Source organism: Kitasatospora sp. NPDC093102 (assembly GCF_040683915.1).
GTDB lineage: Bacteria > Actinomycetota > Actinomycetes > Streptomycetales > Streptomycetaceae > Kitasatospora.
The window spans coordinates 1-24,357 of sequence record NZ_JBFBFA010000009.1 but is presented as its reverse complement, the minus strand read 5'-3'; the positions used below and the strand labels follow the sequence as shown (position 1 = coordinate 24,357).

Genomic DNA, 24,357 nt, shown 5'->3' with positions numbered 1-24,357 from the left:
GAAGCGAGGATCACCGGGACCATCGGGTGGTCCAACAATCTTTATTGGAGCTGATCTTGATGTCGGATCAGCTACGCTCTCGCCCGCCCCGCTCGACCGTCGACGCAGAGAGTAGCCCGACATGAGCAGTCCTCCTGCCGGCCCCGCGCCCCGCTGGCCGCTGATCCTGCTGCGCACCTCCACCACCCTGCTGGCGCTGCTGGCGCTGCTCCAGGTCATGCTGGCCGGCAGCTTCCTGAACGGCACCTACGACTCCCTGAAGGACCACGAGGGCAACGCGATGATGCTGGCCACCGTGGTGGTGGTCCAGCTGGCGGTGGCCGTCGCCGTCCGGCGGCCCGGCCGGGGCCCGCTCTGGCCGCTGTGGACCACGGCCCTGCTCACCGTCGCCGTCGTCGGCCAGATCACCGCCGGCTACGCCCGGGCGCTCGGCGTGCACGTCACGCTCGGCGTGCTGCTGGTCAGCGGCGTGCTGTTCGGCCTGGTCGGCGCCTGGCGGATACCGCTGCCGGCCCGGTACGCACCGGCCGCCGGCGGTCCGGACGGCACCGGACGGCTGCCGCGCCCCAACGGGCCGGTGGAGGTGCCCCGGTGAACCGGCGCCGGTTCCTGGGCATCGGCGCCTCCGTCCTCGGCGCGGGCGCCCTGGCCGCCGTCGCCGTCCCCTCCGCCGCCCGGCTGCTGGCCGAGGGCCGCCCCGGGCGGCTGCTGAGCAGCGAACTCGACCTGCCGGAGGCCTTCCGGGCCGCGCTGCCGGTGCCGGCCGTGCTGTCCCCGGTGCGCACCGACGGGACCAGCGACTACTACGAGATCACCCAGCAGGCCGCCACGTTGGAGATCCTGCCCGGGGTGAGGACCGAGGCCTGGACGTACGGGGGCAGCTTCCCTGGGCCGACCGTGGTCACCCGCACCGGGCGGGCGGCGGTGGTCAAGCACCGCAACGAGCTGCCGGTGCCCTCGGTGACGCACCTGCACGGCGGGCACACCCCGGCGGACAGCGACGGCTACCCGGTGGACCTGCTGCTGCCGGTGGGGTCGTCGGCGGACGCGGCCCATGCCATGCCGGGCATGGCGGGCATGCCGGGCATGGACCATGCGGCGGCCCGCACCGCCGTCGGCGAGCGCACGTACACCTATCCCGGCAGGCAACGCGCCGCCACCCTCTGGTACCACGACCACCGGATGGGCTTCACCGGCCCCGGCGTCTGGCGCGGACTGGCCGGCTTCCACCTCGTGCACGACGACGAGGAGGCCGCGCTGCCGCTGCCGCGCGGTGAGCGGGACCTGCCGCTGATGATCGCCGACCGCTCCTTCGCCGCCGACGGCTCCTTCCGCTACCCCGCCGTCGACCCCGGGCTCGCCGAGCCGGGCGTCACCGACGCCTACGCCAACGGCGTGCTCGGCGACGTCATCCTGGTCAACGGCGCGCCCTGGCCCCGGCTGGACGTCGACCGGGTCCGCTACCGGCTGCGGCTGCTCAACGCCTCCAACGCCCGGCTGTACCGGCTGGAGCTGGACCCGCAGCCGGCCGGCGGTGGCGCGCTGGTCCAGATCGGTTCCGACGGCGGCCTGCTCGCCGCCCCGATCCGGCACGACGGGATCGAGATCGCGCCCGCCGAACGCTTCGACGTCGTGGTCGACTTCTCCCGCTACGCGCCCGGCACCCGGGTCCGGCTGGTCAACCGCTTCGGCAGCGGCCGGACCGCCGAGGTGATGCGCTTCGACGTCACCGCGAAGCAGCTGACCGACGACGCGACGGTGCCCGACCGGCTCGCCACCGTCGAGGCCCTGGACGCCTCCGCCGCCGTCACCACCCGCGACTTCACCTTCCGGCGCAGCCGGGGCGACGGCTGGACCGTCAACGGCCGCCCGTACCAGCCCGGCCGGAGCATCGCCACGCCCGCCCTCGGCGCGGTCGAGCGCTGGCGCTTCTCCACCGACCTGCACCACCCGGTGCACGTCCACCTGGACCACTTCCAGGTGATCGGCCGCAACGGGGCGGACCCGGGCCCGTACGACGCGGGGTGGAAGGACACCGTGGACCTGCGCCCGGCCGAGGCGGTGGAGGTGCTGGTGTGCTTCACCGACTACGCGGGGGCGTACATGCTGCACTGCCACAACCTGGAGCACGAGGACATGGCGATGATGGCGGACTTCACCGTGCGGTGAGTCCGCCATCCGGGGATCCGTTGTCGGTTGTCGGCTGTTCGGTTCACCTGGACGGCGGGGTGCCGGAGGGCGTGCGCTGCGTCCTCCGGCACTCCTGTCCTGGCGTCTGTCCTGGCGTCGCGGGAAGAAGGACCCGCCGACGGACGGAGCCGCCGCATGACCACCTCCGCCGAACGCCGCCGGCGCGGCGCGGTGCCGGACGCCGTGGTCAGCCGGCCCCGGGCCGGATCGCGGCGATCGGCAGCGCCGCCGCGACCAGCAGGCCCCCGGTGAAGAACGGGCCGAGGTCGCCGGCCGCCGTGCCGAGGGCGGCGGCGGCCAGCAGCGGGCCCGCGGTGGCACCGAGGTTGAGTGCGGCGGTCGCGTAGGCGCCGGCCAGGGCGGGAGCGCCGGCCGCCTCGTACAGCACCCGGGTGATCAGCGTGCCGCCGACCGCGAACGACAGTGCGCCCAGCAGGAACACCAGCGGCAGCAGCGCGCCCGGCCGGCCCGCCAGGACGGCCAGGGCGGGCCAGCCCACCAGCAGCAGCGGGCCGCCGACGGCGAGGACCAGCCCGGGGCGACTGTCCGCGAGCCGCCCGGCGACGGTGACCCCGGCGAACGACCCGGCACCGAACAGCACCAGTGCGACCGGCACCCACAGCTCGCCCAGCCCGGCGCGGCCGGTCATCACGGGGGCGAGGAAGGTGAAGCCGCCGAAGGTCGCCGCGTTCACCAGCGCGGCGAGCAGCATCGCGCGGAGCAGCCGCGGTCGGCGCAGTTCGGCGAACTCCGCGCGCAGGGCCGTCGTTGAGGATCGGTCGGCCGAAGTGGCAACGGCCGGCAGGCCCTTGGCGATGCCGACGGCGGCGGGCAGGCAGAGCAGTGCGACGGCCCAGAACGCGGCGCGCCACCCGAACAGCGCGCCCAGCACAGCCCCGCCCGGGACGCCGGCGACCGTTGCCACCGTCGTCCCCGACAGCAGCACCGCGAGCGCCCGCCCCTTGCGGTCCGCGGGGACGAGTGAGGCGGCGGTGGTCAGGGCCACCGCCAGGAACCCGGCGTTGGCGAGCGCGGCGACCACCCGGGTCGCGAACAGCAGCGGGAAGCTTGCGGTGAGCGCCCCGACGGCGTGCGACGCCGCGAAGACCAGGACGAACCCGAGCAGGCCGGCGCGCCCCGGCCGGCTGCGGGCGAGCCCGGCCATCAGCGGCGCGCCGGCGGCCATCCCGACCGCGAAGGCCGAGCTGAGCCCGCCGGCCGTACCGACGGTGACGCCGAGGTCGGCGGCCAGGTGCGGCAGCAGCCCGGCGAGCATGAACTCCGAGGTGCCCATGGCGAACACGGCCAGGGCGAGCAGGTAGAGCGGAAGGGGCATCGAGAGGCTCCGAGGAGGGCGGTGGGAACGAGGAAGGGACGTCTCGTCACCGCACGCTCAGCCCCCGGGCGGCGCAGGCATGGCGCTCGCCCGGACCTCGGTGGTTCAGGGGTTCCGGGTTTCAGGGGGCTGACGGCGCGTGACCGAAAGCCCCCACCCTGGATGCCTCAGGGCTCGACATGCCCGCAGGCTACCCGGCCGTCCGCCGTCGAAGCACCCGGTTATTTCTCGGTTGCCCCGACGGGCCGGCTGCTATTGGGTGGGCGCATGGACGAACTGCGCACCGAACGCCTGCTGATCCGCCGCTGGCGGGAGTCCGACCTCGCCCCGTGGGCGGCGATGAACGCCGACCCGGAGGTCCGCGAGCACCTCGGCGGCATCCTCACCCGCGAGCGGAGCGACGCCTCGGTGGCGCGCTTCGAGGCGGCGATCGACCGCCGCGGGTACGGCTGGCTGGCCGTCGAGGTGCGGGGGAGCGGCGAGTTCGCGGGCTTCGTGGGCCTGGACGACATCGAGGAGAAGGACCCGGTCGACGGCGTCGAGATCGGCTGGCGTCTGGCCCGCTCCGCCTGGGGCCACGGCTACGCCACGGAGGCGGCCCGCGCTGTCCTCGGGTACGGCTTCGACATCCTCGGTCTGCCCGAGGTCCTCGCCATCACCACCGCCGGCAACCTGCGCTCCCAGGCCGTGATGCGCCGCCTCGGGATGACCCACGACCCGGCCGGGGACTTCGACGACCCGGCCGTTCCGGAGGGGCCCCTGCGCCGGAACGTGATCTTCCGGCTGGGCCGGGAGGAGTACGCCGCCTAGGGTGCCCCGCAAGGGGGTTGGACGAATCGGATGAGAGCCGGCGGGATCCTGGCCGCCGTCGCGCTGCTGCCGCCGGCCGTGGTGGGGCGGCTGGAGTCCCGCTGCGGCGGGTTGGCGACGGCGGTCGGGGGCGTCGGGCCGCTGTTCGGGGCTACCGCGTCTTCACCGTCGACCCGGCCACCGGCGAACCGACCCTCGCCGAGAGCGCCGGCCGGGTGCGGTCAGCCCAGGGCCGTGGTCGAGTCCCGGGGCGGCCCCGAGGTCCGCGCACTCACCGGAGTGTGCGCGGACCTCCGTCGTCCGTCGGCCCGGTCGTCATCGGGCGGCGCCGGTCACCGTCTCACGGCACCAGCGTCCGCAGGGCGTCCTTCGCCACCGTGACCTCCACCGGGAGCCGGGTGATGAACTCCCCGTCGGCGTAGGCCGTGATGCCGGGGGACTCGATCCGCACGGACTCGGTGCGCAGCGTGGTGACCTCCGGGTGGGTGACGTGGGTGCCCTTGAAGAGGGTGGGGAAGAAGCGGGCGATGCGCAGGCGGGGCATGGCGTCGACGAGGGTGAGGTCGAGCAGGCCGTCGTCGGGGAGGGCGCTCGGGCAGATCAGCATGCCGCCGCCGTAGCTGCGGGTGTTGCCGACGGCGGCCAGGGTCAGGTCGCGTTCGATGACGGTGCCGTCGGCGAGGGTGATGCGGAACGGCAGCGGGCGCAGGTTGGCGAACTCGGCGAGGATGGCGAGGTTGTAGCGCATCCGGCCGCGCGGCCAGCGCAGCCGGTTGGCGCGGTCGCTGACCAGTGAGTCGAAGCCGGTGGCGAGGACGGAGCCGTACCAGCGGACGGCCCCGTCCGGGCCGGTGATCCGGCCGAGGTCGACGCTGCGGGTGCGTCCGGCGGCGATGACGTCGGCGGCGGCCTCGGGGTCGCCGAGCGGAAGGCCGTACTCGCGGGCGTGGTCGTTGCCGGTGCCGGCCGGTATCACGCCGAGCGGGACGGGAGTGCCGGCGAGGGCCTGGAGGGCGAGGTTGATCATGCCGTCGCCGCCGACCACGGCCACCGCGTCCACGCCGTCGGCCGCCGCCTCACGGGCGAGGCGGACGGCGTCCTCGGGGGAGCGTCCGGCGTGCGGTTCGACCTGGATGCCGAGGGTCCGCAGCCGGGCGGTGGCCCGATGGGCGGCGGGCTCGGCGTGGCCGACGCCCGCCGCCGGGTTGGTGAGAACGGCGACCCTGCGGACGGTTCTCACCTCGTTCATGGGATCAACTTGCCCGGGTTGAGGATGCCCGCCGGGTCGAGTTCGGCCTTGACGGCGCGCAGGATGCGCACGCCCAGCTCGCCGACCTCCTCGGTCATCCAGGGCCGGTGGTCGGCGCCGACGGCGTGGTGGTGGCTGATGGTGCCGCCCGCGCCGAGGATGGCGTCCCCGGCGGCGCGCTTGGCGGCGCCCCAGCGGGTGAGCGGTTCTTCGCCGAGGGCGGCGACGACGGTGAAGTAGAGCGAGGCGCCGGTCGGGTAGACGTGCGAGATGTGGCAGAGCACGAGGGAGCCGGGCAGGGCGCCGGTGAGCGCCTCGGTGACGGCGGTGCGCAGGGCCGGCAGCCGGCTCCAGTCGGCCGCGGTCTCCAGGGTCTCGCACAGCGCGCCCGCGCTGAGCAGCGAGTCGCGCAGGTAGGGGGCGTTGAACCGGCCGTGTTCCCAGGCCCGGGCGGGGGCCTCGCCGAGCGAGGTGCCGCCGGTGGCGATCAGGGCGTCGCGGGTGAGCTGCTGCCGGGCGGCGACCTGGGCGGCGCTGCCCTCGAAGACGGTGACGGCCAGGCAGCCGCTGACCGCCGGGGCGCCGCCGATCTGCTCGGTCAGGGCCAGGTTGATCATGGTCTCGGCCTCGTCGGAGAGCCGGATCACGGTCGGGCCGGTGCCCTGCTGCTCGACGGCGCGCAGCGCGGCCGTGCCGGTGGCGAAGTCGGGGAAGCTCCACGCCTCGTACGCCTTGACGGCGGGCAGCGGGTGGACGCGCAGCCGCACGGCGGTGATCACGCCGAGGGTGCCCTCGGAGCCGAGGAAGAGCTGGCGCAGGTCGGGGCCGGCGGCGGAGGCGGGGGCGCGGCCGAGGTCGAGCACCCCGGCGGGGGTGACGACGCGCAGCCCGCGCACCATCTCGTCGAAGCGCCCGTACCCGGCGGAGTCCTGGCCGGAGGAGCGGGTGGCCGCGAAGCCGCCGATGGTGGCGTAGCGGAAGCTCTGCGGGTAGTGGCCGAGTTCCCAGCCGCGTTCGGCGAGCAGTTCCTCCGCGGCCGGGCCGGTGAGGCCCGCGCCGAGGACGGCCTCGCCGGAGGTCTCGTCCAGGTCGAGCAGCTGGTCGAAGCGGCGCAGGTCGAGCGAGACGACGGAGTCGAAAGCACCGCGCTCGGGGTCGAGCCCGCCGACGACGCTGGTACCGCCGCCGAACGGGACGACGGCGATTCGGCGTTCGGCGCACACCGCGAGGACGGCGGCGACCTCCTGCTCGTCGCCGGGCAGCACGACGGCGTCGGGGGCGTCCTGCGCTTCGCGGCTGCGGCGGCGCAGCAGGTCGGGGGTGGACTTGCCGCCGGCGCGCGGCAGCCGGTCCGCGTCGGCGGCGCTGACGTGCGCCTCGCCGACGGCGGCGGCCAGCGCCTTGAGGTCCTCGGCGGAGATCCGGGACGGGTGCAGCACGACCTCGTCGGCGCCCGGCCCGGGGGCGGCGTCGCCGGTGACGCCGAGGGCGGCGGCGAGCAGTCCCTTGATGTCGGCGGACAGCTCCTTGGCCAGGGCCGGGTCGCCCCAGGCGTTCCACTTCATCGGGGGGAGCGGAAGTGCGGCGCCGGCCGGTCCCGCTTGCGTCTCAGGTGCCATGCGTTACAGTTTCACACATCATGTCAAGTAGTAACGCCGAGCCCCAGACGCCGTCCCCGACACCCGGGGGGCGCAGCATCGACGACGCGATCCTGGACGCCGCCGCCGACCTGATCGTCCACCTCGGCGTGCGCCGGACCCAGTTGTCCGAGATCGCCCGCCGCGCCGGGGTCAGCCGCCCGACCGTCTACCGCCGCTGGCCGGACGTCCGGGCGGTGATCGGCGCCCTGCTCACCCGGGAGATCCTGACCACCCTGGAGGGCGCCGGGCTGGACGTCCACGACAGGGAGACCCTCGTCGAGCGGGTCGTGGAGATCGCCGTCCGGCTGCGCGACCATCCGGTGCTCGGCGCACTGCTGCACTCCGACGACTCCGACCTGCTGCTCCAGTACGTCGTCGAGCGGCTCGGTACCAGCCAGCGCGGCCTGCTGGAGGCGCTGCGCACCGGCATCGAGCAGGGCCAGGCGCACGGCTCGATCCGGGCCGGCGAGCCGCTCGAACTGGCCGCCATGGTCCTGCTGATCGCCCAGTCCACCGTCCAGTCGCACCGCATGATCGCCTCCCTGCTGCCCGAGGCGGCCTGGCGGCGCGAACTGGCCAGAGCGCTGAACGGATACCTCGCGCCATGACCCCCACCGCAGGCCCGTACGCGGGCACCGGCCGGCTCGACGCCGTCCGACGGAAGCTGGAACTCGAAGCACTCGGCGACGACGCCCGGATCGACCTCCTGGTCATCGGCGGCGGTGTCACCGGCGCCGGGGTGGCCCTGGACGCCGCCTCGCGCGGCCTTCGCACGGTGCTCGTCGAGGCCCGTGACCTGGCCTTCGGCACGAGCCGCTGGAGTTCCAAGCTGGTGCACGGCGGCCTGCGCTACCTCGCCTCCGGGCGGATCAAGGTGGCCCGGGAGAGCGCCGTCGAGCGCGGCGTGCTGATGACCCGCACCGCCCCGCACCTGATCCGGGCGCTGCCCCAACTGGTGCCGCTGCTCCCGGACCTGCTGCGCCCGGGCCAGGCCACGCTGATCCGTACGGGCTTCCACGCCGGGGACGCGCTGCGCCTGACGGCGGGCACCCCGGGCGCGCTGCTGCCCCGGATGCGCCGGATCGACGCCGACCGGACCCGCCGCCTGGTGCCGGGCGTGCGGACGGACGGGCTGCGCGGTTCGCTGGTCGCCCACGACGGCCAACTCGTGGACGACGCCCGGCTGGTGGTCGCGCTGGCCCGCACCGCCGCTCAGTACGGCGCGAGTGTGCTGACCAGGGTGCGTGCCGAGCGGGTCACCGGTACCTCGGCCCGGCTGGTCGACACCCTGACCGGGCAGGAACTGGCCGTCCGGGCCGACGCGGTGGTCAACGCCACCGGCGTCTGGGCGGGCGAGGTGGACACCTCGATCAGGCTCCGGCCCAGCCGCGGCACCCACCTGCTGGTGGACGCGCAGGCGCTCGGCAACCCGACCGCCGCCCTCACCGTGCCGGTGCCCGGCTCCACCAGCCGCTTCGTCTTCGCCCTGCCGCAGCAGCTCGGCCGGGTCGCGATCGGGCTGACCGACGAGGACGCCCCCGGCCCGATCCCGGATGAGCCGCAGCCCACCGAGGCCGAGCTCTCCTTCCTCCTCGACACCGTCAACGCCGCCCTCGCCACCGCCCTGACCAGGGCGGACGTGCGCGGCGCCTACGCCGGGCTGCGCCCGCTGATCGACACCGGGGACGGCAACACCGCCGACATCTCCCGCGAGCACGCGGTGCTGGAGAGCCCGGACGGGGTGATCACCGTGGTCGGCGGCAAGCTCACCACCTACCGCCGGATGGCCGAGGACGCGGTGGACGCCGCCGTCCGGCTGCGCGGCCTGCCCGCCCGTGCCTGCTGGACGGCCCGGCTGCCGCTGGTCGGCGCCCCCGGCCACCGGGAGAGCCGCCTGCTGTCCGCCGGTCAGGTGCCCGCCTCGCTGCTCGCCCGCCACGGTGGTGCGGCCCACGAGGTGCTGGCGGCGGGGGAGTTGACGCCGGTCGCGGAGGGCCTGGACGTGACCCGCGCCGAGATCGCCTACGCCGTCACCCACGAGGGCGCATTGGACGCCGCCGACGTGCTCGACCGCCGCACCCGGCTCGGGCTGGTCGCGGAGGACGCCGAGCGGGCCCGCAAGGCGGTCGAGGAGATCGTGGCGGAGCGCCTCGGGGAGGGGCTGGAGGGCTGACGCCTCAGGAGGGTTGACGCCTCAGGAGGGCTGACGCCTCAGGACGCGGCCCGGGGGAAGGGGGCGAGGTCCGGCTCCACCCAGGCGGTCCGGGCCTGCTCGCTCGCGAGCGTCTGCGGACGGTAGTGGCGGGCGAGCAGGTTCTTGTCGAGCAGTTCGGGGTGACGGGCCGTGAACGCGTCGAAGTCCGGGGCGTCCTCGGTGTGCCGGTCGCCGGTGTGCCGGGCCACCAGCTCGACCCAGGCCCGGGTCATGGTGACGTGGAACTTCTGCGGCGCGCCGGCCTTGGTGGCGGTGCGCCGGATGCCGTCGCCGACCAGATCGAGGGCGGCGGTGGCGCCGTGGCGGCGCACGGCGAGCCAGGTCAGCCGGACGTGCTGGGGGTGGCCGAAGCGTTCGGCGCCGGTCATCACCTCACGCAGCAGGTCGTCGAAGGTGCCGGGGGTCGCGGGGGAGGTCATGCGGCGGCTTTCGTCGTGGGGTCCGGCCCGGGATCGTAAGATTTCCCGGCATTCGTGGGCAAACCACCCGAACGGAGGGTTTCAGCGCGCCGTGTGCTCGGGCATCGGGTGTTCGGCGCCGGAGAGCTCCAGGACGCAGGAGAGCGGGTGCTCGGCCAGGCCGGTACGGTCCAGCCGAACCGCGAGCGGCTTCGGCGGTTCCTCGGCGACCTGGGCGGCGAGGGTCAGCGGGTAGTCGCCGTGTCCGTGGACCCGGTGGAAGGCGCACTCCTTGCCGTCGACCAGCAGCTCGGTCTCGGTGATCCAGCCGGACCGGACGTTGACGGTCACCGAGTGCCCGCCCCGGTCGAGGTGGAAGCTGTACCGCTGGCGCATCGGAACCTCCGGCGACAGGGCCTGTGACGAGGGGAAATCCACTGCCAGTCTAGGGTGCCCAGCGGTTAGGGTGCCCGGCATGCGAAGCGCAGCGGGCGGCCTGCGGCCGTGCGGGCCGGACGACGAGGTGGCGGAGGACGAGTACGTCCTCGGCCTGTACCGGGTGCCCGTGAAGGCGAGGACAGGCCGCAAGGCGGGCCCGGCGCCGCAGACCGGCCGGCTGGAGGCCTGCGCCGACGGCGGCGCGCTGCGAGCGGTCCTGCGCCGACTGGGCGAGCGGAGCCTGCCCACCCTCGCCCGACACGAGCCGGACCTCGACTTCAGCAGCCGCATCAGGCAGCCGTCGATGGCCGCGCTGGTCCGGGAGATCGAGCGGGTGGACGTGGCCCGGCTCCCGGCGGGCGAACGCGAGGTGCTGGGCCTGCTGCTGGACTGGGGCCGCCGGGCGCTGGTGGAGAACGGCGCGCTGCGGATCGAGATCGACGCCGTCCAGTGAGCCTGCGCCACCTGTCCGCGCCGCCCGTGTGCGCCTCCCCTGTGCGCGCCCGTGTGCGTCCCCCGTACTCGGTTCCCGAGTGCGACCCGGAGAAATTCCCGGGGTGGGCCCGACTCCCGGCGGATTCTCGTGATCTCTACAGTGTTGTAGATTCGTCCACAGGGAGAGATCAGAGGAGGGCATTGTGGGAGTTTCGCTGGCCAAGGGCGGCAACGTCTCGCTGAGCAAGGAGGCGCCCGGTCTGAGCGCCGTGATCGTCGGTCTCGGCTGGGACGTGCGCACCACCACCGGGGCCGACTACGACCTGGACGCCAGTGCGCTGCTGTGCAACGCGCTGGGCAAGGTGGTCTCGGACCAGCACTTCGTCTTCTTCAACAACCTGCGCAGCCCCGAGGGTTCGGTCGAGCACAGCGGCGACAACCTGACCGGCGGCGGAGACGGGGACGACGAGCAGATCAAGGTCGACCTGGACCGCGTCCCGGCCGACGTGGCCAAGGTGGTCTTCCCGGTGTCGATCTACGACGCCGACGCCCGGCTGCAGAACTTCGGCCAGGTGCGCAACGCGTTCATCCGGATCGTCAACCAGGCCAACGGTCTGGAGATCGCGCGCTACGACCTGACCGAGGACGCCTCGACCGAGACCGCGATGGTCTTCGGCGAGCTGTACCGCAACGGCAACGAGTGGAAGTTCCGCGCCATCGGCCAGGGCTACGCCTCCGGCCTGCGCGGCATCGCGACCGACTACGGCGTCAACGTCTGATCGTCGTCGATGTCCGATCGCCCGGCGTGAGCTGACGGGGTTTCGGTGGTCTCGCCAGGCGCTCGGCCGGTGCGGCCGAGCGCCTGGCCGCCGAAACCCCCGCCGCCGGTGAGCTGTTGCCGCCACCAGGCGGTCATGCCCGGCTCGTCCATCCCCGACCAGTCCGGCGCATCGGTGACCTGGGCCCGGCCGAGGGTGCGGCCCAGTTCCACCAACTCCCGCCCGGCCGCCGTCCGTTCACGGTCGTAGACGGCCAGCAGCGCCGGCCAGGAGCCGGCCTCGCGCCCCGCCAGCTCGAAGGCGTGCGCGTCCTGCATCGCCTTCACCGCGCCACTGGTGTTGTGCGGGCGCACCACGGTGGCCGCGTCCCCGCCGATCAGCAGCCGGCCGGCCGTGCGGCGCGGGGCCGCCAGGTCGTAGATCGGCTGGAGGAAGGTCCGTTCGCGCGGGGTCAGCGTGACCAGCGCGGCCCAGTACGGCGGCAGGTGCCGCTCCGCGAGCTGCCGCAGCTCGTCCAGCCGGGGGTCGGTGAGGCTGCCCGCCGGGATGCTGGTCGGGCCGTCCAGCCGCAGCCAGGCGGGGGTGGGGGCGTAGAAGACCCAGTTCACCTGGGTGCGGCCCGGATCGAGCCCGGGGATGCGGTAGATCACCACCTGACCGCCGGGGTAGCAGGCGGTGATGCACTGCTCCTCCGGCCAGGGCGCCGCACCGCCGGGCAGCTCGGCCAGCAGGGCGGCGTCGTAGCTGCCGCGCCAGCACACGTACCCGGCGTACTCGGGCTCGGCCTGCGGGCAGACGGCGGCGCGGACCACCGAGCGGTAGCCGTCGGCGCCGATCACCAGGTCGTACACCTCGCGGCCGCCGCCGGCCTGCTCGGTCCAGGCGCCGTCCTGCCCGTTGCCGACGGCCGTCACGGTGCTGCCCGGCCGGAACTCGACCTGCCCGGGCGTCCGTTCGCGCAGCGCCTGCCAGAGCACGCCCCAGTGGTGCGAGTGGAACGGGAAGGGCTGGGCCCAGAGCAGTCGCCCGCAGCCGTCCGGTCCGTCGCCCTCGCCGGCCGCGCTCCGGGTGACCCAGCGGCGGACGGTGAGGCGGTGGCGGCGGGTGTCCGCGTCGAGGTGTCCGGCCCGGACCAGTTCGTCGAAGCGGTCGTCGTGGGTGCACAGCCCCACGCCGCGGTCCTCCAGCCGGCCGGGGCTGCGTTCCAGCACGACCACCCGTTCCGCGCCGAGCCGGGCGGCGGCGCCGGCGAACGCGCTCCCGGCGATGCTGCCCCCGACCACGGCCACCGAGCCACCCCGCACGGTCGCTCCTCTCCCGAGCACGCGATGTCCGGGGCACGACGATACGCCGACGGCCGGGCTCCGGCGCAGGGTTCTCGCCCATCCGGAGAAGCCCCGGCCGGACGCCTCCGCTCCTTATGCAACTAGTTGCATGCCCGGCCGCACGTCCCCTACTCTGCGGTAACAACCGCCCCCGGACCGCGCCCCCAGGAGACGTCGATGAGCGCCCACCCCGGCAGCAGCCGCTACCCGCACCTGCTCAGCCCGCTCGACCTCGGCTTCACCACCCTGCCCAACCGCGTGATCATGGGCTCGATGCACGTCGGCCTGGAGGAGGCCCCCGGCGGCTACGAGCGGATGGCCGCCTTCTACGCCGAGCGGGCCCGCGGCGGCGTCGGCCTGATCGTCACCGGCGGCATCGCCCCCAACGAGGCCGGGCGCCCCTGGGAGGGCGGCGCGATGCTGACCACCGAGGAGGAGGCCGACAAGCACCGGGTGGTCACCGACGCGGTGCACGCCGCCGGCGGGCGGATCGCCCTCCAGATCCTGCACTTCGGCCGCTACGCCTACCACCGCGACCTGGTCGCCCCCAGCCCGATCCAGGCCCCGATCAGCCCCTTCGTGCCCAACGAGCTCACCGCCGAGCAGGTCGAGCAGACCATCGAGGACTTCGCCCGCTGCGCCGAACTCGCCCGCCGCGCCGGGTACGACGGCGTCGAGATCATGGGCTCCGAGGGCTACCTGATCAACGAGTTCATCGTCGCCGCGACCAACCACCGCGAGGACGAGTGGGGCGGTGCGTACGAGCGGCGGATGCGCTTCCCGGTGGAGATCGTCCGCCGGGTCCGCGAGCGGGTCGGCGAGGACTTCGTCATCGTCTACCGCCTCTCCATGCTCGACCTGGTGCCGGGCGGCTCCACCCTGGACGAGGTCGTGCAGCTCGCCCAGGCCGTCGAGGCCGCCGGGGCGACCATCATCAACAGCGGCATCGGCTGGCACGAGGCCCGCATCCCCACCATCGCCACCTCGGTGCCGCGCGGCGCCTTCGCCTGGGTGACGAAGAAGGTGATGGGCGAGGTCGGCATCCCGCTGGTCGTCACCAACCGCATCAACACCCCCGAGATCGCCGAGCAGTTGCTCGCGGAGGGCAGCGCCGACCTGGTCTCGATGGCCCGCCCGCTGCTCGCCGACGCCGACTTCGTCGCCAAGGCCCGGGACGGCCGCGCCGAGGCCATCAACACCTGCATCGGCTGCAACCAGGCCTGCCTCGACCACACCTTCAGCCTTCAGATCACCTCCTGCCTGGTCAACCCGCGCGCCTGCCACGAGACCGAACTCGTTCTCGGCCCGACCCAGTTGCGCAAGCGGATCGGTGTCGTCGGGGCCGGCCCGGCCGGCCTCGCGTTCGCCGTCTCCGCCGCCGAACGCGGCCACGACGTCACCCTGTACGACGCCGCCGAGGCGATCGGCGGGCAGCTGAACATCGCCCGGCGCATCCCCGGCAAGGAGGAGTTCGACGAGACGCTGCGCTACTTCCGCACCCGGCTGGCCGAGTTGGCCGTCACGCTGCGGCTCGGCGCGACCGTCACCGCCGAGCAGCTGGCCGAGCAGGGCCACGACGAGATCGTCCTCGCCACCGGCGTCACCCCGCGGACCCCCGCCGACATCCCGGGAATCGACCACCCCAGCGTGCTCGGCTACCTCGACGTGCTGCGCGACGGCGCGCCGGTCGGCGAACGGGTCGCCATCCTCGGCGCGGGCGGCATCGGCTTCGACGTGGCCGAGTTCCTCACCGACCCGGGCGACGCCGCGAGCCTCAACCCGCCCGTGTTCCAGGCCACGTGGGGCATCGACCCGGAGTACCGCGAGCGCGGCGGCCTGCGTGCCCCGGAGCGGCCGAAGCCCCCGCGCAGCGTGCACCTGCTCCAGCGCAAGACCGGCAAGGTCGGTGCCGGCCTCGGCAAGACCACCGGCTGGATCCACCGCACCGAGCTCAAGCACCGCGGCGTGGTGATGGTCCCCGGCGTCACGTACGACCTGATCGACGACGCCGGTCTGCACATCACCGTGGACGGCGAGCGCCAACTGCTGCCCGTGGACACCGTCGTGCTCTGCACCGGCCAGGAGCCGCGCCGCGAGCTGCACGAGGCGCTGCGCGAGCGCGGCCTGCCGGTGCACCTGATCGGCGGTGCCGACGTGGCCGCCGAACTGGACGCCAAGCGCGCCATCAAGCAGGGCACCGAGCTGGCCGCGGCCATCTGAGCCCCCGCGCACTCCGGCCGGCGGCCCGCGGCCCGCACCACGCGGTGCGGGCCGCCGGCCGGAAACCACTCGCGCTCCGCCTGCCCGCTGTTGCTAGTATCCGCAGGTCACGGAGCAGATCACGGAGCAGATCGCGGAGTGGATCGCGGGGGAGCGGGCGGATGGACGAGCAGGCCGAGTTGACGTACACGCTGACGGTGGACGACTTCCGGGAGGCCCTCGCCGCCCGCGCCCGGGCGAGCCGCGCGGGCCGGCGCAACCGGGTGCTCATGTACGTGATCGCCGTGGGCTGCCTGCTCATCGCCGCGGTCCAGATCTCCACCGAAGAGGCTGTCGACACCTCGCTGATCGCCATGCTGGCCGCCGTGCTGTTCGTGATCCTGGGGATGCCCCGGCTCCAGGCGAGCCAGTTCCACCGGCTGACCGCCGACAAGGGCGAGTTCAGCGCCACCGTGAACGTGGCCGGCGTGACCGTGGCCAACCGCCAGTCCACCAGTACCCTGACGTGGCAGGCGGCGCCGTACTACGTGGAGACCCCGGGGCTGTTCGTGCTGCTGAGCGGCGACAAGAACAACTCCTGCCTGACCGTCCTGCCCAAGCGCGGCGCCGCCGACCCCGACCGGCTGCGCGCCCTGCTCGCCCGGCACGCCACCGTGCCCGCCCGGGGCTGAGCCCGGCCCGTCGCCCGCGGCGGTCCCCGTACGATCGACGGCATGTCGCTGCCGCACGCCATCCTCACCGCCCTGCTGGAGAAGCCGTCCTCGGGGCTGGAGCTGACCAGGCGGTTCGACAGGTCGATCGGCTTCTTCTGGCCCGCCACCCACCAGCAGATCTACCGCGAACTGGGCCGGCTGGAGGCCTCCGGACAGATCCGGGCCCTCCAGCCGGAGGGGCCGGTGCGCGGGCAGAAGAAGGAGTACGAGGTCCTGCCGGAGGGCCGCGCCGAACTGGCCCGCTGGACCGCCGAGGGAGCCGCGCCGCGCGCCGTCCGGGAACCGTTGCTGCTGCGGCTGCGGGCGGCCGCGGTGGTCGGCACGGACGGTCTGGCGGCCGAGCTGGAGCGCCATCTGGCCCTGCACCAGGAGCAGTTGGCCGACTATCGCGAGATCGAGCGGCGCGACTTCCCGGCCGAGCGGGCGGACGGCGAGAACCGGCTCCAGCACGCGGTGCTGAGGGCCGGCATCGGGCTGGAGGCCTTCTGGGTGCAGTGGCTCGCCGAGACCCTCGAAACCCTGCCCTCAGCCGGCCCTGCGAACCGGTCCTGACCTGCGGAGATCCCCGTCCGCGCGCCGCATCCCGCCCCCGGTGGGACACTGGTGGCTGTCCCTGCCCGAACTCTCGACCGGGGGCCCCTCATGTCTCTTCCCAGGCCCATCCACGCCCTCACCGCCGCAGCCGCCGCCGTGGCGGTCGCCCTGGGCCCGACGGCCCTGCCGGCGTCGGCCGTACCAGTCCAGGACCTGCTCTCCGCCGACCGGCTGACGTCGGCCGTACCAGTCCAGGACCTGCCCACTGCCGACCAGCTGACGTCGGCCCTGCTGACCGCGGCCGACCTCGGCTCCGGCCACACCGAGATCCCGGTGACGCAGAGCCCGAGCCTCGGCGAGGACCCGATCCCGGTGACCGGCTGCGCCGCACTCAGCGCCCTGATCAACATGCACGCCACCCAGACCGGTACGGACGTCCAGCGCGCCGCGGTCGCACTCGACGGCCCGGACGGCAACCCGGTGGTCACCCAGGTCCTCGCGGCCGAGGTGCCCGACCGGCTCGCCGCCGACTTCGACACCGCCGCCGACGCTCTGCGGACCTGCCACAGCATCACCTTCAACGCCGGCCCCGAGGACGCCGTGACCTTCACCGTCACCCCGGTCACCCTCGGCGACCGCAAGGACGCCCCCGCCGTCCAGGTCAACGGCACCCTGGCCGGCGTCCAGCTCAACGGCTACGTCGGCATCGAGCGCTTCGGCAATGTGGCCATGGCCTTCGGCTTCTTCGAACGCCAGGGCGCCTCCGAGCAGACCGCCTCCACGCAGTACCGTGCCGCCGTCGCCAAGGTCGAACGCATCCTTGGCACCCAGGCCGGCACCACCACCGCCCCGACCACCGCCGCCGGCCCAGGCGTGAGCGCCTGACCGGTCTCCTCCGGACAGCACCACGGCCTCTCGCCGAACGCCTCGTGCGTTCGGCGAGGGGCCGGATCCGCAGCACCGGACCGCCGACGCCCCCAGCGCCGGCGGTCCGGTCGGCCGTGCGGACCCGTGCGGACCGGAGCGGACCCGATCCCCGGTGCGGTCGGCCCCGAGGGCGATGCCGAGGCGGCGGCGATCCAGGCCTCGCCGGCCGGGTTCCATGTGGACACATTCCACGACAACTACGGGCCCGCTGTCCTGAACCTGGCTGGTATCCCTGGGAGTTCGAGCGCTCGCCTGATAGGTTCTGCGGGCCGATCCCGCGCAATCGCCTCATCATCCCCAGTGGCTTCTTGGGAGTTCTCGTGGATTTGCTCAGAGCCCTGCCCTTTCTGATCCCCCTGTTCCTCGGGATAGCCGTGGTCACGGACTATCGAGGGTTCTCGAAGATGCTCACGCAGTCCTCCAGGAGGTCCTCGACGGACGGACCCGCCCGCGGTCTCGTGATCACCGGATGGGTGTTCATCGTCGTCTCGTCCTTGGTGATCCTGAGTGGGATCGTGACGTCCTTCGCCGGGTGACCTGCGGCTCACAGCTGCCGGGCGGACGAGTCCGTCCTTCGTCCGGCAGTGGCCGTCCCGGGAGCGCCCCAGTCGTTGGATGGGGCGCTCCCGGTGTTCGCCGGTGTGCGGGAGATCCTTTGAGGGAGGGGTTGAGTGAAGGACCCGCGAATCGTGCCCTGGGGTTCGGCCGCTGGGAGCGCGGTGGAGTCCGGAAACGGAGGCGGGTGGTGAACGGCGTTCGCGGGCGGGCCGCAGAAGGGGCATGCCATCGGCACGGTGGTGGAATGATCGGCCTCATGGATCGTCCGCGTGTGAAGCGCTCAAGACCCCGGGCTGCGCCTTTTGTTCCGGCCCTGGTTCTGATCACGGGCCTGCCGCTGGTGGCGTCCTGTGCGGCGGCGGAGCCCGCGGCGCCCACGCCGAAGGCGACGCCGGCGATCCGTACGGACCTCGACCCCCTGCACCGCCGGTTCCCGGAGCTGGGCACGCTGTCGCAGGCGCGGTGGACCGACCGTGTCCTGGGGAGCCAGGACCCCCGTCCGGCGGTTCCGGGGCCCACCGACGTGGCGGTGGACGGCGTCGCCGGGATCGATCCGGCAAGGCTGGCGGCGATCACGTCCACCGGCAGCTGGGCGGAGGAGCACATCGCCTGCGGTGTTCCGGCGGAGCTCGCCACCGAGCTGGGGGCACCCAGGACATGGCTGCACAGTGACGGGTACGACCTGTCGGTCACCGCGGGCCGGTACACGGGCGCCTTCTACTTCGACCGGCAGGCCGCCCAGGTCTACTTCTGCACGGTCAACCCGAAGGTGAAAACGGACGGCTGACCCGTCGTTCAGGGCCGAACCGTGCCGAAGGGGTTGTCGATCACGTAGCGCCAGTGGCCGTCCGGGTCGCGGCGGGCGACGTCGGTGGCGGTGCCGGTGAGGTGGATGTCGCTGCCGTCCGGGGTGGTGCCGGTGATCTCCCAGTCGACGATGAGCAGGGCGATGTCGTCGGCCACGTAGGTGTGGCGGGGGCGGACGGTGATGGGCAGGCCGAGGGCGAGGAACTCGGCGTTGGCGCGGTGGAGGCCGGGGCCGGTGGCGGTGGTGCCGGGGGAGGGGACGAAGACCGCGCCGGGCTCGTAGACCTGGGCGAGCAGCTCCGGTCGGCCGGAGTTGAAGGCGGCGGCGAAGGCGGCCGGGTGTTGTGCCGGGTCGGTGGTCGGGGGGAGGGTGGTGGGGTGAGTCATGCGAGCAGTGAAGACCGGCCCGGCGTGGGTCACCAAACGGAAACCGACGGGCGGGGCGGGCACGGCGGGCGGCGCTGGGACGAGGAGCTGGTACCGGACGGGCGCGGCCGTACGGCGCGGCCGGAGGCGGACTGCCCGGTGGAGGTGGCGCTCGCGGCGGTGGCCGGCCGGTGGACCACGCTGGTGCTGCGCGAGCTGATGCACGGCCCCGCCTCGTACGGGGAGTTGCGCGAGCGGCTGCCGGAGATCAGCTCGAAGGTGCTCGTGGAGCGCCTACAGGCTCTGGGGGAGCGGGAGTTGGTGGTGCGGGAGCGGTTGCGGGGCTTCCCGGTGCGGACCTCGTACCGGCTGACGCCGGCCGGGGAGGCGCTGCGGCCGCTGCTGGTGGAGCTGTACCGGACGGGTGTGGCACTGGCGGGGCGCGGGTAGGGACGGGCGGCCGCACCCCCGTGGCGGCCGCCCGCCGCCGTACCGGGCCTACGGGTGGTACACGACCTCGGGGAAGGCCTTCGACGGCCCGTCGAGCAGGTGGCCGCAGTGCCGGTTGCGCAGGTGGAGGTCGAAGAAGGCGCGCGGGTAGACCTGCTGGACGAGGACGCACCGGTCGGGGTCGATGGTGCCGACCTGGGACTGGATCTGCTGCTCGGTCATGCCGAGCAGCCTGCCGGCCTGGGGGACCAGCGTCATGTTGTCGCCGTACGAGAGGTGGATGGCGCCGGTGGCCTGGACATCGAGGCGCCAGCCGCGCAGGTGGCCCCAGAAGGTCTCGACGTACGGGCTTGCTGCCCGGGTGTAGTTGGCGGTCATCAGCATGAACGGCCGGTCGATGTCGGTGGTGACGGCGGGGTTCGACTCCATCCGGCCGTCGAAGGTGAGGCCGGCGCGGATGCGCTGGTCGGCGGCCATGGCGAGGGCGACGGCGGTGCCGCCCTTGGACCAGCCGGAGGCGCCGATGTTCCGCGCGTCCAGGCCGCCGAGCAGGCCGGCCGGCAGGGCGCGGCCGTCGACGTCGGGGTTGCGGCCGTTGGCGAGGTCGACGACGCGGTCGAGCAGGAAGAGCAGGTCGGCGGCGTAGTCCCTCGGGTACAGCCCCGGGGCGACGCCGTCCCGGGTGACGACGGTCCCGTCCGGGAACTCGGTGATGCCGTCGTGGGTGTGGTCGACGGTGACGACGGCGAAGCCGTGGCTGGCCAACTCCTGGACCACGATGGTGTGGTCGGCGCGGTGGCTGCCCGCGCCGTGCGAGTAGAGGACGACGGGCAGCGGCCGGCCGGTCCGGTGGACGGGCGCGCCCTGGTGGCCCGCGGTGAGCGGGGCGAGCGCGAGGGGCAGCGGGAAGCCGACGTCGTCGAGGAAGGCCTTCAGGGCGCCCTCGGTCATCCAGGGGGCGAGCGGGTACGCGTCGGCGTCCGCGGCCCGGGCCGGGTACCAGACGGTGGCCATCAGCTCGCGGAACTTTCCGGGCCTGGCGTTCGGGTCCAGCCGGGACTCGTCGCGCAGGTGCAGCGGCACCATGCCCACCGGGAAGGGGCCGGTGGGCGCGGGCAGGGTGAGCCGCGCGGGGGCGGCCTTCGGCGCGGCGGCCGGAGCGGGCGCGGCCGAGGCGGGAGCGGCCGAGGCGGGAGCGGCCGAGGCGGTGCGGGCGAGGCCCAGCGGCGCGACGGCGCCCAGGGCGAGCGCGGTGCCCAGCATGCGGCGGCGGGTCGGTCCGGTGCGGCGTGCGGTCGGCGTGGTGTCCATCGGCGTGGTGTCCATGCGCGGAACGCTGTCACGCGGGGCGGGTGGGCAGCATCAGCCCACCGATTGATCCTCCGTCACCGGCCATTGGCCCACGGGTTTACATCCCCGGGCTGATGCGGAAGCGGGTTCGGGGAAGATCGACTCGCCAGGCCCGTTGGTTACGCTGGGGCGGTGTAGGGGAGCGTGCCCGCCGCGGGCCGTTTCCGGGAAAGGGGAGACATCGTGAGTGTGGACACCGGTCGCCGGATCGTTCTGATCCGGCACGCGCAGGCCGAGCGGGAGACGCCGGTCGACCAGGAGCGCCACCTGGACGAGCGGGGCCGGGAGGAAGCGTCCCGGGCCGGGCGGTGGCTCGCGGCCTCCGGTATCGTGCCGGACCTCGCACGGGTCTCCGGCGCCCGGCGCACCAGGGAGACGTGGGAGCGGGTGAGCGCGGAACTGCTGCCCCGGCAGCCCGGGGCGGTTCACGAGCAGGAGCTCTACGACGTCAGCGTGGCCGTGCACCGGCGGGAGGCCGAGGCCGGCGCGCTGGTCGCGCTGGTACGGGAGACCGCCGACGAGGTGCGGAGCCTGGCCCTCGTCGGGCACAACCCGAGCCTGCACGAGCTGGTCGGGCTGCTCGCGGGGAAGGCGGGGCGGACGGAAGCACAGGACGAGGTGCTGCGCCGGGTGGAGGAGTCCGGTTTCCCCACGGCGTCCGTGGCCGTGCTGGACTTCGACGGTCCCTGGCGGAGCCTCGGGCGCGGCACCGCCCGGCCGGCCGCCTTCTGGACGCCGTAAGCCCGAGTCCCGAGGGCTGCGGGGCGCGCTGGCGCGGTCCGGCCGGGCGGTGCGGTGCTCTAGACGAAGTTCTTGTCGATCAGCATCTGGAGCACGTTGACGTGGAAGTCCGGGAAGTCCATCGGCACGATGCCGAACCGGGCGCGCTGCTGGGTGCGGGCGTTCAGGTAGGGGTAGATCGTGCGGTCCATCAGGGACTGCGAGCTGGTCTTGGGCCAGTAACCACCGGCGTACGAGAGGAAGTTGACGAACATCTTCGGGTAGGACGGGTTGAGGAAGGCCTTGTCGAACTGGGCGACGATGCGCTGGCCCTTCGTCCCCAGCGGATCGAGGCCGCCGGTCTGCCAGAGGTCCTGGGTGTCGAAGTAGCCGTTCTCGCCGCTGGACCAGTCGATCAGACCCCACGGGTTGGCGAAGTCGGCGATCAGGACGACCTTCCCGCGGGCGGTGGCGAGGGTCGGCCACCCGTAGAAGTGGAACAGGCCGCGGTAGCCCAGCGCGTCGAGGTAGTGGTTGACCCGCCGCATGAACTCGGTGTCGTCGAGCGACTGGCCGCCGGCGCGTTCGTTGCGCAGGCGCATCAGGACGGTCTCGCCGGGGTGCGACTGAAGAAAGGACCGGCACCGGTCGAGCACGTCCTGGAGGCGGATGTGCTGGTAGGCGTCGGAGTGGTAGATCCCGAGTTCGTCGGGCGCGCCCTGGAGGCCGTTGCAGCGGATGTCGAGGAAGCGGACGCCCTCGTTCAGCTGCTGGGGGATTCCCCAGTTCTGGGTGTGCGACCACTCGGTGCCGTAGGCGGGGTTCTCGCAGCAGGAGTCGTGGGTGCCGGGGATGGTGAGGTCGAGCAGGGACAGGCTGCCGTCGAGGCGGCCCATCCAGCTGTCCGTCGGCAGGCCGCGCGGGGTGGTGGCGCCGGAGGCGGCCGAGGCGCCGCCCGGCAGGGCGAGGCCTCCGACCGCGGCGGCGCCGAATCCCGCGCCCCACTTGAGAAGTTCACGACGTGCGATGCCCATGGTGCGGCTCCTTGGGGTCCGGTCGGTCGGTGCGGTCGGTCGTTCGAGGCGTGCGCTGTCATCTTGGAGCACGCGGGCGCTGCTCTGACAGGTTCACGGCGCGACAATCCGGGGCCGGATGGCCCCCGGCGGGGTGAAGATCGAAATGCGCGGACGGCCGCCGCCCGCCACGGTGGGATCGTGGCTGCGATCGTCGTCCTCTTCGAACTGGCCCCGGACCAGGCCCTCGGCCCCGAGGGCGTCGGGCCGGGTGTGGTCGCGGTGCACGCCGCCGGCCAGGACCCGGACGTCCCGGAGGACCCGCAGGCGCGCACCCTCTGCGGGCTGGACACCGCTCCGATGGAGCACGCCCACTACCGCCCCACCCGGCCGGGCGAGCCGTGGTACCCGCCCGAGCTGGAGCAGCAGCGGTGCCGGCTCTGCGAGGCGGCGCTGCACCGGCTCTGATGCTCTGAGCGGAGGGCCTGGGTCAGAGCCACCAGCGGACGAAGGTGACGACGCCGAGCGCCGCGAAGGCCAGGAGTACCAGGCCGGCGAGGACAAGAGCGGTGCAGGACAATGACCCGCCCGAGCCGTCCTGGGCGTCGCGCTGAGCATCGTCGTGCACGGGTTGCCAGTCGACCGGGCGGCCCGCGTGTGCGGAGGCCGTCTCGCGGAGCTCGGCCAGCCGGGCGCGGGCGGTCTCCGTGGGCGCCGACTGCTCGGGGCCGCGCCAGGCGAGGGCCGCCATCCGGTCCAGTGGATCGGAGTGGCGGGCCTCGAAGGCCGCGGTCTCGTCCGGGTCCCGGTCTGCGTCGAGGTAGGCCCAGCGGCCCGCTTCGGTCGGCTCGCCGTACAACCGGTAGACCTCGGCCAGCCGCCGCCTGACCGTGAGGTCCGCCGGGTACGAGGCCACCAGGCCGCGCAGGCGCTGACGGGCGAGGGGTATCCGGCCGGCGCGAAGGTCCGCGTCGACCTTCACCAGGGTGGTATCGACTGTCACCGGAGCATGGTGGCCGACGAGGAACTCCTGGTCAAAGGACTTGTCGGGCCGTGGTGATCCGTCAGCGGGGCCGGTGGGCGATCGCGGCCCACTCCCGTGCATGCGGCGTCAGGTCAGAGCTCCGGCAGCGGCTCGCCGGTGTGCGGCTCGCGGCGCTCGACGAGCCAGAACAGGTAGCCGCGCAGGTAGGCCTCCAGCCCGTCGTCCAGGTAGGCGGCGTACTGCCGCAGCGCCTCCGGCTCGTTCCGGCTGTCGTCGCCCAGCTCCAGTTCGCCGGCGATCCAGGCCCGCACCTCGTCGCGGCGCGACCACCAGTCGCGCACCGCCTGTGGGGTCCAGTGCCGGTCGCCGTCCCAGGCGTAGCCGCCCAGCGGCTCGCCGTGGGCGATCTCCACCAGGGCGGCCACCTCGCGCGGGTCGGCGGGCTGACGGTGGACGAACTCGCAGTGCTCGTCGCCGGAGAGCACGTGCTCGGGGAGGTAGTACGGGCCGTTCAGCCCGCTGTCGGTCTCGCCGGTGTAGAACGGCCCCGGAACGTTCAGCCGACTGCGGTCCGCCCAACGGCCGTCGCCCACGGAGCCGGTCATCTCCCGGGCGGTCGGCAGCGGATCCCAGTACGCCAGCTCCTGCCACGGTCCCTCCACCGGGTGGAGGAGGAGCCGTCCGCGCATCCGGGCGGCGGCCTGCCGCAGCTGCGCCTCGTGCGAGAGCCCCCGTCCCCGGTGCAGCAACCGGGCCCACCGGCCGCCCGCCCCGCCCGCCTGTGTCTTTCCCATGCGGCCCAGCCTAGGGTCCGTCTTCAAACCCCCGCCTGCGGGCCGACGCCGGGGCACGCACCTCGCCGCGTTGTCGTCGGTCGCCGATGCTCCGCATGGACTCCC

The 24,357-nt window shown here is 73.8% G+C and carries 25 protein-coding genes and 1 pseudogene; 15 read left to right on the top strand and 11 right to left on the bottom strand.

Translation table 11 applies throughout. The features are described from left to right. Positions 1 to 121: 121 nt before the first annotated feature. Positions 122 to 595 (top strand): hypothetical protein, encoded by a 474-nt coding sequence (locus AB0O11_RS15285; RefSeq protein WP_363386166.1) that lies wholly within the window; start codon positions 122 to 124, stop codon positions 593 to 595. Next, entirely contained in the window at positions 592 to 2,169 is a 1,578-nt protein-coding gene (locus AB0O11_RS15280; RefSeq protein WP_363386164.1) for a multicopper oxidase domain-containing protein, read from the top strand. The genes AB0O11_RS15285 and AB0O11_RS15280 overlap by 4 nt, the downstream gene beginning before the upstream one ends. Before the next feature lie 197 nt (positions 2,170 to 2,366). Here AB0O11_RS15280 and AB0O11_RS15275 read toward each other — a convergent pair. Beyond that, a pseudogene (locus AB0O11_RS15275) lies at positions 2,367 to 3,526 on the bottom strand (Cmx/CmrA family chloramphenicol efflux MFS transporter); the annotation flags it as partial. A 267-nt stretch (positions 3,527 to 3,793) separates the two neighbouring features. Between AB0O11_RS15275 and AB0O11_RS15270 the strand changes: the two are divergent. Further along, positions 3,794 to 4,336, top strand: coding sequence for a GNAT family N-acetyltransferase (locus AB0O11_RS15270; protein ID WP_363386162.1), 543 nt, complete (start codon positions 3,794 to 3,796; stop codon positions 4,334 to 4,336). A 340-nt stretch (positions 4,337 to 4,676) separates the two neighbouring features. Here the strand turns inward: AB0O11_RS15270 and AB0O11_RS15265 are convergent, their stop codons facing one another. Together AB0O11_RS15265 and AB0O11_RS15260 are read right to left on the bottom strand one after the other, a co-directional pair. Further along, positions 4,677 to 5,585, bottom strand: a complete 909-nt coding sequence (locus AB0O11_RS15265) for a diacylglycerol kinase (RefSeq protein WP_363386160.1) — start codon at positions 5,583 to 5,585, stop codon at positions 4,677 to 4,679. Continuing rightward, positions 5,582 to 7,150 carry an FAD-binding oxidoreductase gene (locus AB0O11_RS15260; RefSeq protein WP_363386158.1) on the bottom strand — a complete coding sequence of 523 codons (1,569 nt, stop codon included), beginning with the start codon at positions 7,148 to 7,150 and terminating at the stop codon, positions 5,582 to 5,584. The genes AB0O11_RS15265 and AB0O11_RS15260 overlap by 4 nt, the downstream gene beginning before the upstream one ends. 74 nt (positions 7,151 to 7,224) lie before the next feature. Between AB0O11_RS15260 and AB0O11_RS15255 the strand changes: the two genes are divergently transcribed. Continuing rightward, the gene (locus AB0O11_RS15255; protein ID WP_363386156.1) at positions 7,225 to 7,833 is read left to right on the top strand and encodes a TetR/AcrR family transcriptional regulator; all 609 of its coding nucleotides are present in this window, start codon (positions 7,225 to 7,227) and stop codon (positions 7,831 to 7,833) included. Next, complete coding sequence (locus AB0O11_RS15250) at positions 7,830 to 9,398, top strand: glycerol-3-phosphate dehydrogenase/oxidase (RefSeq protein ID WP_363386154.1); 1,569 nt, start codon at positions 7,830 to 7,832, stop codon at positions 9,396 to 9,398. The genes AB0O11_RS15255 and AB0O11_RS15250 overlap by 4 nt, the downstream gene beginning before the upstream one ends. Positions 9,399 to 9,436: 38 nt before the next feature. Here AB0O11_RS15250 and AB0O11_RS15245 read toward each other — a convergent pair whose 3' ends face one another. Beyond that, positions 9,437 to 9,859 carry a hypothetical protein gene (locus AB0O11_RS15245; RefSeq protein WP_363386152.1) on the bottom strand — a complete coding sequence of 141 codons (423 nt, stop codon included), beginning with the start codon at positions 9,857 to 9,859 and terminating at the stop codon, positions 9,437 to 9,439. 81 nt (positions 9,860 to 9,940) lie between these two features. After that, positions 9,941 to 10,234, bottom strand: coding sequence for a hypothetical protein (locus AB0O11_RS15240; protein WP_224283155.1), 294 nt, complete (start codon positions 10,232 to 10,234; stop codon positions 9,941 to 9,943). 79 nt (positions 10,235 to 10,313) lie between these two features. Here AB0O11_RS15240 and AB0O11_RS15235 point away from each other — a divergent pair, with 79 nt between their 5' ends. Together AB0O11_RS15235 and AB0O11_RS15230 are read left to right on the top strand one after the other, a co-directional pair. Next, positions 10,314 to 10,730, top strand: a complete 417-nt coding sequence (locus tag AB0O11_RS15235; protein WP_363386150.1) for a hypothetical protein — start codon at positions 10,314 to 10,316, stop codon at positions 10,728 to 10,730. A 184-nt stretch (positions 10,731 to 10,914) separates the two neighbouring features. Next, the gene (locus AB0O11_RS15230) at positions 10,915 to 11,490 is read left to right on the top strand and encodes a TerD family protein (RefSeq protein WP_049650185.1); all 576 of its coding nucleotides are present in this window, start codon (positions 10,915 to 10,917) and stop codon (positions 11,488 to 11,490) included. Here the strand turns inward: AB0O11_RS15230 and AB0O11_RS15225 are convergent. Continuing rightward, entirely contained in the window at positions 11,472 to 12,794 is a 1,323-nt protein-coding gene (locus AB0O11_RS15225) for an FAD-dependent monooxygenase (RefSeq protein WP_363386148.1), read from the bottom strand. The two genes, AB0O11_RS15230 and AB0O11_RS15225, sit on opposite strands and share 19 nt — an antisense overlap. Positions 12,795 to 12,992: 198 nt before the next feature. On the opposite strand from AB0O11_RS15225, the gene AB0O11_RS15220 reads away from it, so the two are divergent. The 5 genes from AB0O11_RS15220 to AB0O11_RS15200 all read left to right on the top strand — a co-directional run bounded on the left by AB0O11_RS15220 (position 12,993) and on the right by AB0O11_RS15200 (position 18,554). Beyond that, positions 12,993 to 15,035, top strand: coding sequence for an NADPH-dependent 2,4-dienoyl-CoA reductase (locus tag AB0O11_RS15220; RefSeq protein WP_363386146.1), 2,043 nt, complete (start codon positions 12,993 to 12,995; stop codon positions 15,033 to 15,035). A 161-nt stretch (positions 15,036 to 15,196) separates the two neighbouring features. Beyond that, positions 15,197 to 15,706 carry a YcxB family protein gene (locus AB0O11_RS15215; RefSeq protein WP_363386144.1) on the top strand — a complete coding sequence of 170 codons (510 nt, stop codon included), beginning with the start codon at positions 15,197 to 15,199 and terminating at the stop codon, positions 15,704 to 15,706. 42 nt (positions 15,707 to 15,748) lie between these two features. After that, complete coding sequence (locus AB0O11_RS15210; RefSeq protein WP_363386142.1) at positions 15,749 to 16,300, top strand: PadR family transcriptional regulator; 552 nt, start codon at positions 15,749 to 15,751, stop codon at positions 16,298 to 16,300. A 90-nt stretch (positions 16,301 to 16,390) separates the two neighbouring features. Further along, positions 16,391 to 17,167 (top strand): hypothetical protein, encoded by a 777-nt coding sequence (locus AB0O11_RS15205; RefSeq protein ID WP_363386140.1) that lies wholly within the window; start codon positions 16,391 to 16,393, stop codon positions 17,165 to 17,167. 871 nt (positions 17,168 to 18,038) lie between these two features. Further along, positions 18,039 to 18,554 (top strand): hypothetical protein, encoded by a 516-nt coding sequence (locus tag AB0O11_RS15200; RefSeq protein ID WP_363386138.1) that lies wholly within the window; start codon positions 18,039 to 18,041, stop codon positions 18,552 to 18,554. A gap of 8 nt (positions 18,555 to 18,562) precedes the next feature. Here the strand turns inward: AB0O11_RS15200 and AB0O11_RS15195 are convergent, their stop codons facing one another. Further along, positions 18,563 to 18,961 (bottom strand): DUF4440 domain-containing protein, encoded by a 399-nt coding sequence (locus AB0O11_RS15195; RefSeq protein WP_363386136.1) that lies wholly within the window; start codon positions 18,959 to 18,961, stop codon positions 18,563 to 18,565. 24 nt (positions 18,962 to 18,985) lie between these two features. On the opposite strand from AB0O11_RS15195, the gene AB0O11_RS15190 reads away from it, so the two are divergent. After that, a complete protein-coding gene (locus tag AB0O11_RS15190) occupies positions 18,986 to 19,390 on the top strand; it encodes a helix-turn-helix domain-containing protein (protein WP_363386134.1) in 405 nt (134 codons plus the stop codon). A gap of 48 nt (positions 19,391 to 19,438) precedes the next feature. Here the strand turns inward: AB0O11_RS15190 and AB0O11_RS15185 are convergent, their stop codons facing one another. Further along, positions 19,439 to 20,716, bottom strand: a complete 1,278-nt coding sequence (locus AB0O11_RS15185; protein WP_363386132.1) for an acetylhydrolase — start codon at positions 20,714 to 20,716, stop codon at positions 19,439 to 19,441. 207 nt (positions 20,717 to 20,923) lie between these two features. Here AB0O11_RS15185 and AB0O11_RS15180 point away from each other — a divergent pair, with 207 nt between their 5' ends. Continuing rightward, positions 20,924 to 21,481, top strand: a complete 558-nt coding sequence (locus AB0O11_RS15180) for a histidine phosphatase family protein (protein WP_363386130.1) — start codon at positions 20,924 to 20,926, stop codon at positions 21,479 to 21,481. 59 nt (positions 21,482 to 21,540) lie between these two features. Here the strand turns inward: AB0O11_RS15180 and AB0O11_RS15175 are convergent, their stop codons facing one another. Then, a complete protein-coding gene (locus AB0O11_RS15175; protein WP_363386128.1) occupies positions 21,541 to 22,494 on the bottom strand; it encodes a phosphatidylinositol-specific phospholipase C in 954 nt (317 codons plus the stop codon). Positions 22,495 to 22,674: 180 nt separating this feature from the next. On the opposite strand from AB0O11_RS15175, the gene AB0O11_RS15170 reads away from it, so the two are divergent. After that, positions 22,675 to 22,941, top strand: a complete 267-nt coding sequence (locus AB0O11_RS15170; RefSeq protein WP_363386126.1) for a hypothetical protein — start codon at positions 22,675 to 22,677, stop codon at positions 22,939 to 22,941. Positions 22,942 to 22,963: 22 nt separating this feature from the next. Here AB0O11_RS15170 and AB0O11_RS15165 read toward each other — a convergent pair whose 3' ends face one another. Then, positions 22,964 to 23,476, bottom strand: a complete 513-nt coding sequence (locus tag AB0O11_RS15165; protein ID WP_363386124.1) for a DUF6584 family protein — start codon at positions 23,474 to 23,476, stop codon at positions 22,964 to 22,966. Positions 23,477 to 23,589: 113 nt separating this feature from the next. Further along, complete coding sequence (locus tag AB0O11_RS15160; protein ID WP_363386122.1) at positions 23,590 to 24,252, bottom strand: ferredoxin; 663 nt, start codon at positions 24,250 to 24,252, stop codon at positions 23,590 to 23,592. Between the last annotated feature and the right edge of the window lie 105 nt (positions 24,253 to 24,357).

Bases quoted from the DNA above. Each gene is read 5' to 3' on its own strand.
- AB0O11_RS15285 (WP_363386166.1), top strand. From the start codon at position 122: ATGAGCAGTCCTCCTGCCGGCCCCGCGCCCCGCTGGCCGCTGATCCTG.
- AB0O11_RS15270 (WP_363386162.1), top strand. From the start codon at position 3,794: ATGGACGAACTGCGCACCGAACGCCTGCTGATCCGCCGCTGGCGGGAG.
- AB0O11_RS15265 (WP_363386160.1), bottom strand. From the start codon at position 5,585: ATGAACGAGGTGAGAACCGTCCGCAGGGTCGCCGTTCTCACCAACCCG.
- AB0O11_RS15260 (WP_363386158.1), bottom strand. From the start codon at position 7,150: ATGAAGTGGAACGCCTGGGGCGACCCGGCCCTGGCCAAGGAGCTGTCC.
- AB0O11_RS15255 (WP_363386156.1), top strand. From the start codon at position 7,225: ATGTCAAGTAGTAACGCCGAGCCCCAGACGCCGTCCCCGACACCCGGG.
- AB0O11_RS15250 (WP_363386154.1), top strand. From the start codon at position 7,830: ATGACCCCCACCGCAGGCCCGTACGCGGGCACCGGCCGGCTCGACGCC.
- AB0O11_RS15245 (WP_363386152.1), bottom strand. From the start codon at position 9,859: ATGACCTCCCCCGCGACCCCCGGCACCTTCGACGACCTGCTGCGTGAG.
- AB0O11_RS15240 (WP_224283155.1), bottom strand. From the start codon at position 10,234: ATGCGCCAGCGGTACAGCTTCCACCTCGACCGGGGCGGGCACTCGGTG.
- AB0O11_RS15235 (WP_363386150.1), top strand. From the start codon at position 10,314: ATGCGAAGCGCAGCGGGCGGCCTGCGGCCGTGCGGGCCGGACGACGAG.
- AB0O11_RS15220 (WP_363386146.1), top strand. From the start codon at position 12,993: ATGAGCGCCCACCCCGGCAGCAGCCGCTACCCGCACCTGCTCAGCCCG.
- AB0O11_RS15215 (WP_363386144.1), top strand. From the start codon at position 15,197: ATGGACGAGCAGGCCGAGTTGACGTACACGCTGACGGTGGACGACTTC.
- AB0O11_RS15210 (WP_363386142.1), top strand. From the start codon at position 15,749: ATGTCGCTGCCGCACGCCATCCTCACCGCCCTGCTGGAGAAGCCGTCC.
- AB0O11_RS15205 (WP_363386140.1), top strand. From the start codon at position 16,391: ATGTCTCTTCCCAGGCCCATCCACGCCCTCACCGCCGCAGCCGCCGCC.
- AB0O11_RS15195 (WP_363386136.1), bottom strand. From the start codon at position 18,961: ATGACTCACCCCACCACCCTCCCCCCGACCACCGACCCGGCACAACAC.
- AB0O11_RS15185 (WP_363386132.1), bottom strand. From the start codon at position 20,716: ATGGACACCACGCCGATGGACACCACGCCGACCGCACGCCGCACCGGA.
- AB0O11_RS15175 (WP_363386128.1), bottom strand. From the start codon at position 22,494: ATGGGCATCGCACGTCGTGAACTTCTCAAGTGGGGCGCGGGATTCGGC.
- AB0O11_RS15160 (WP_363386122.1), bottom strand. From the start codon at position 24,252: ATGGGAAAGACACAGGCGGGCGGGGCGGGCGGCCGGTGGGCCCGGTTG.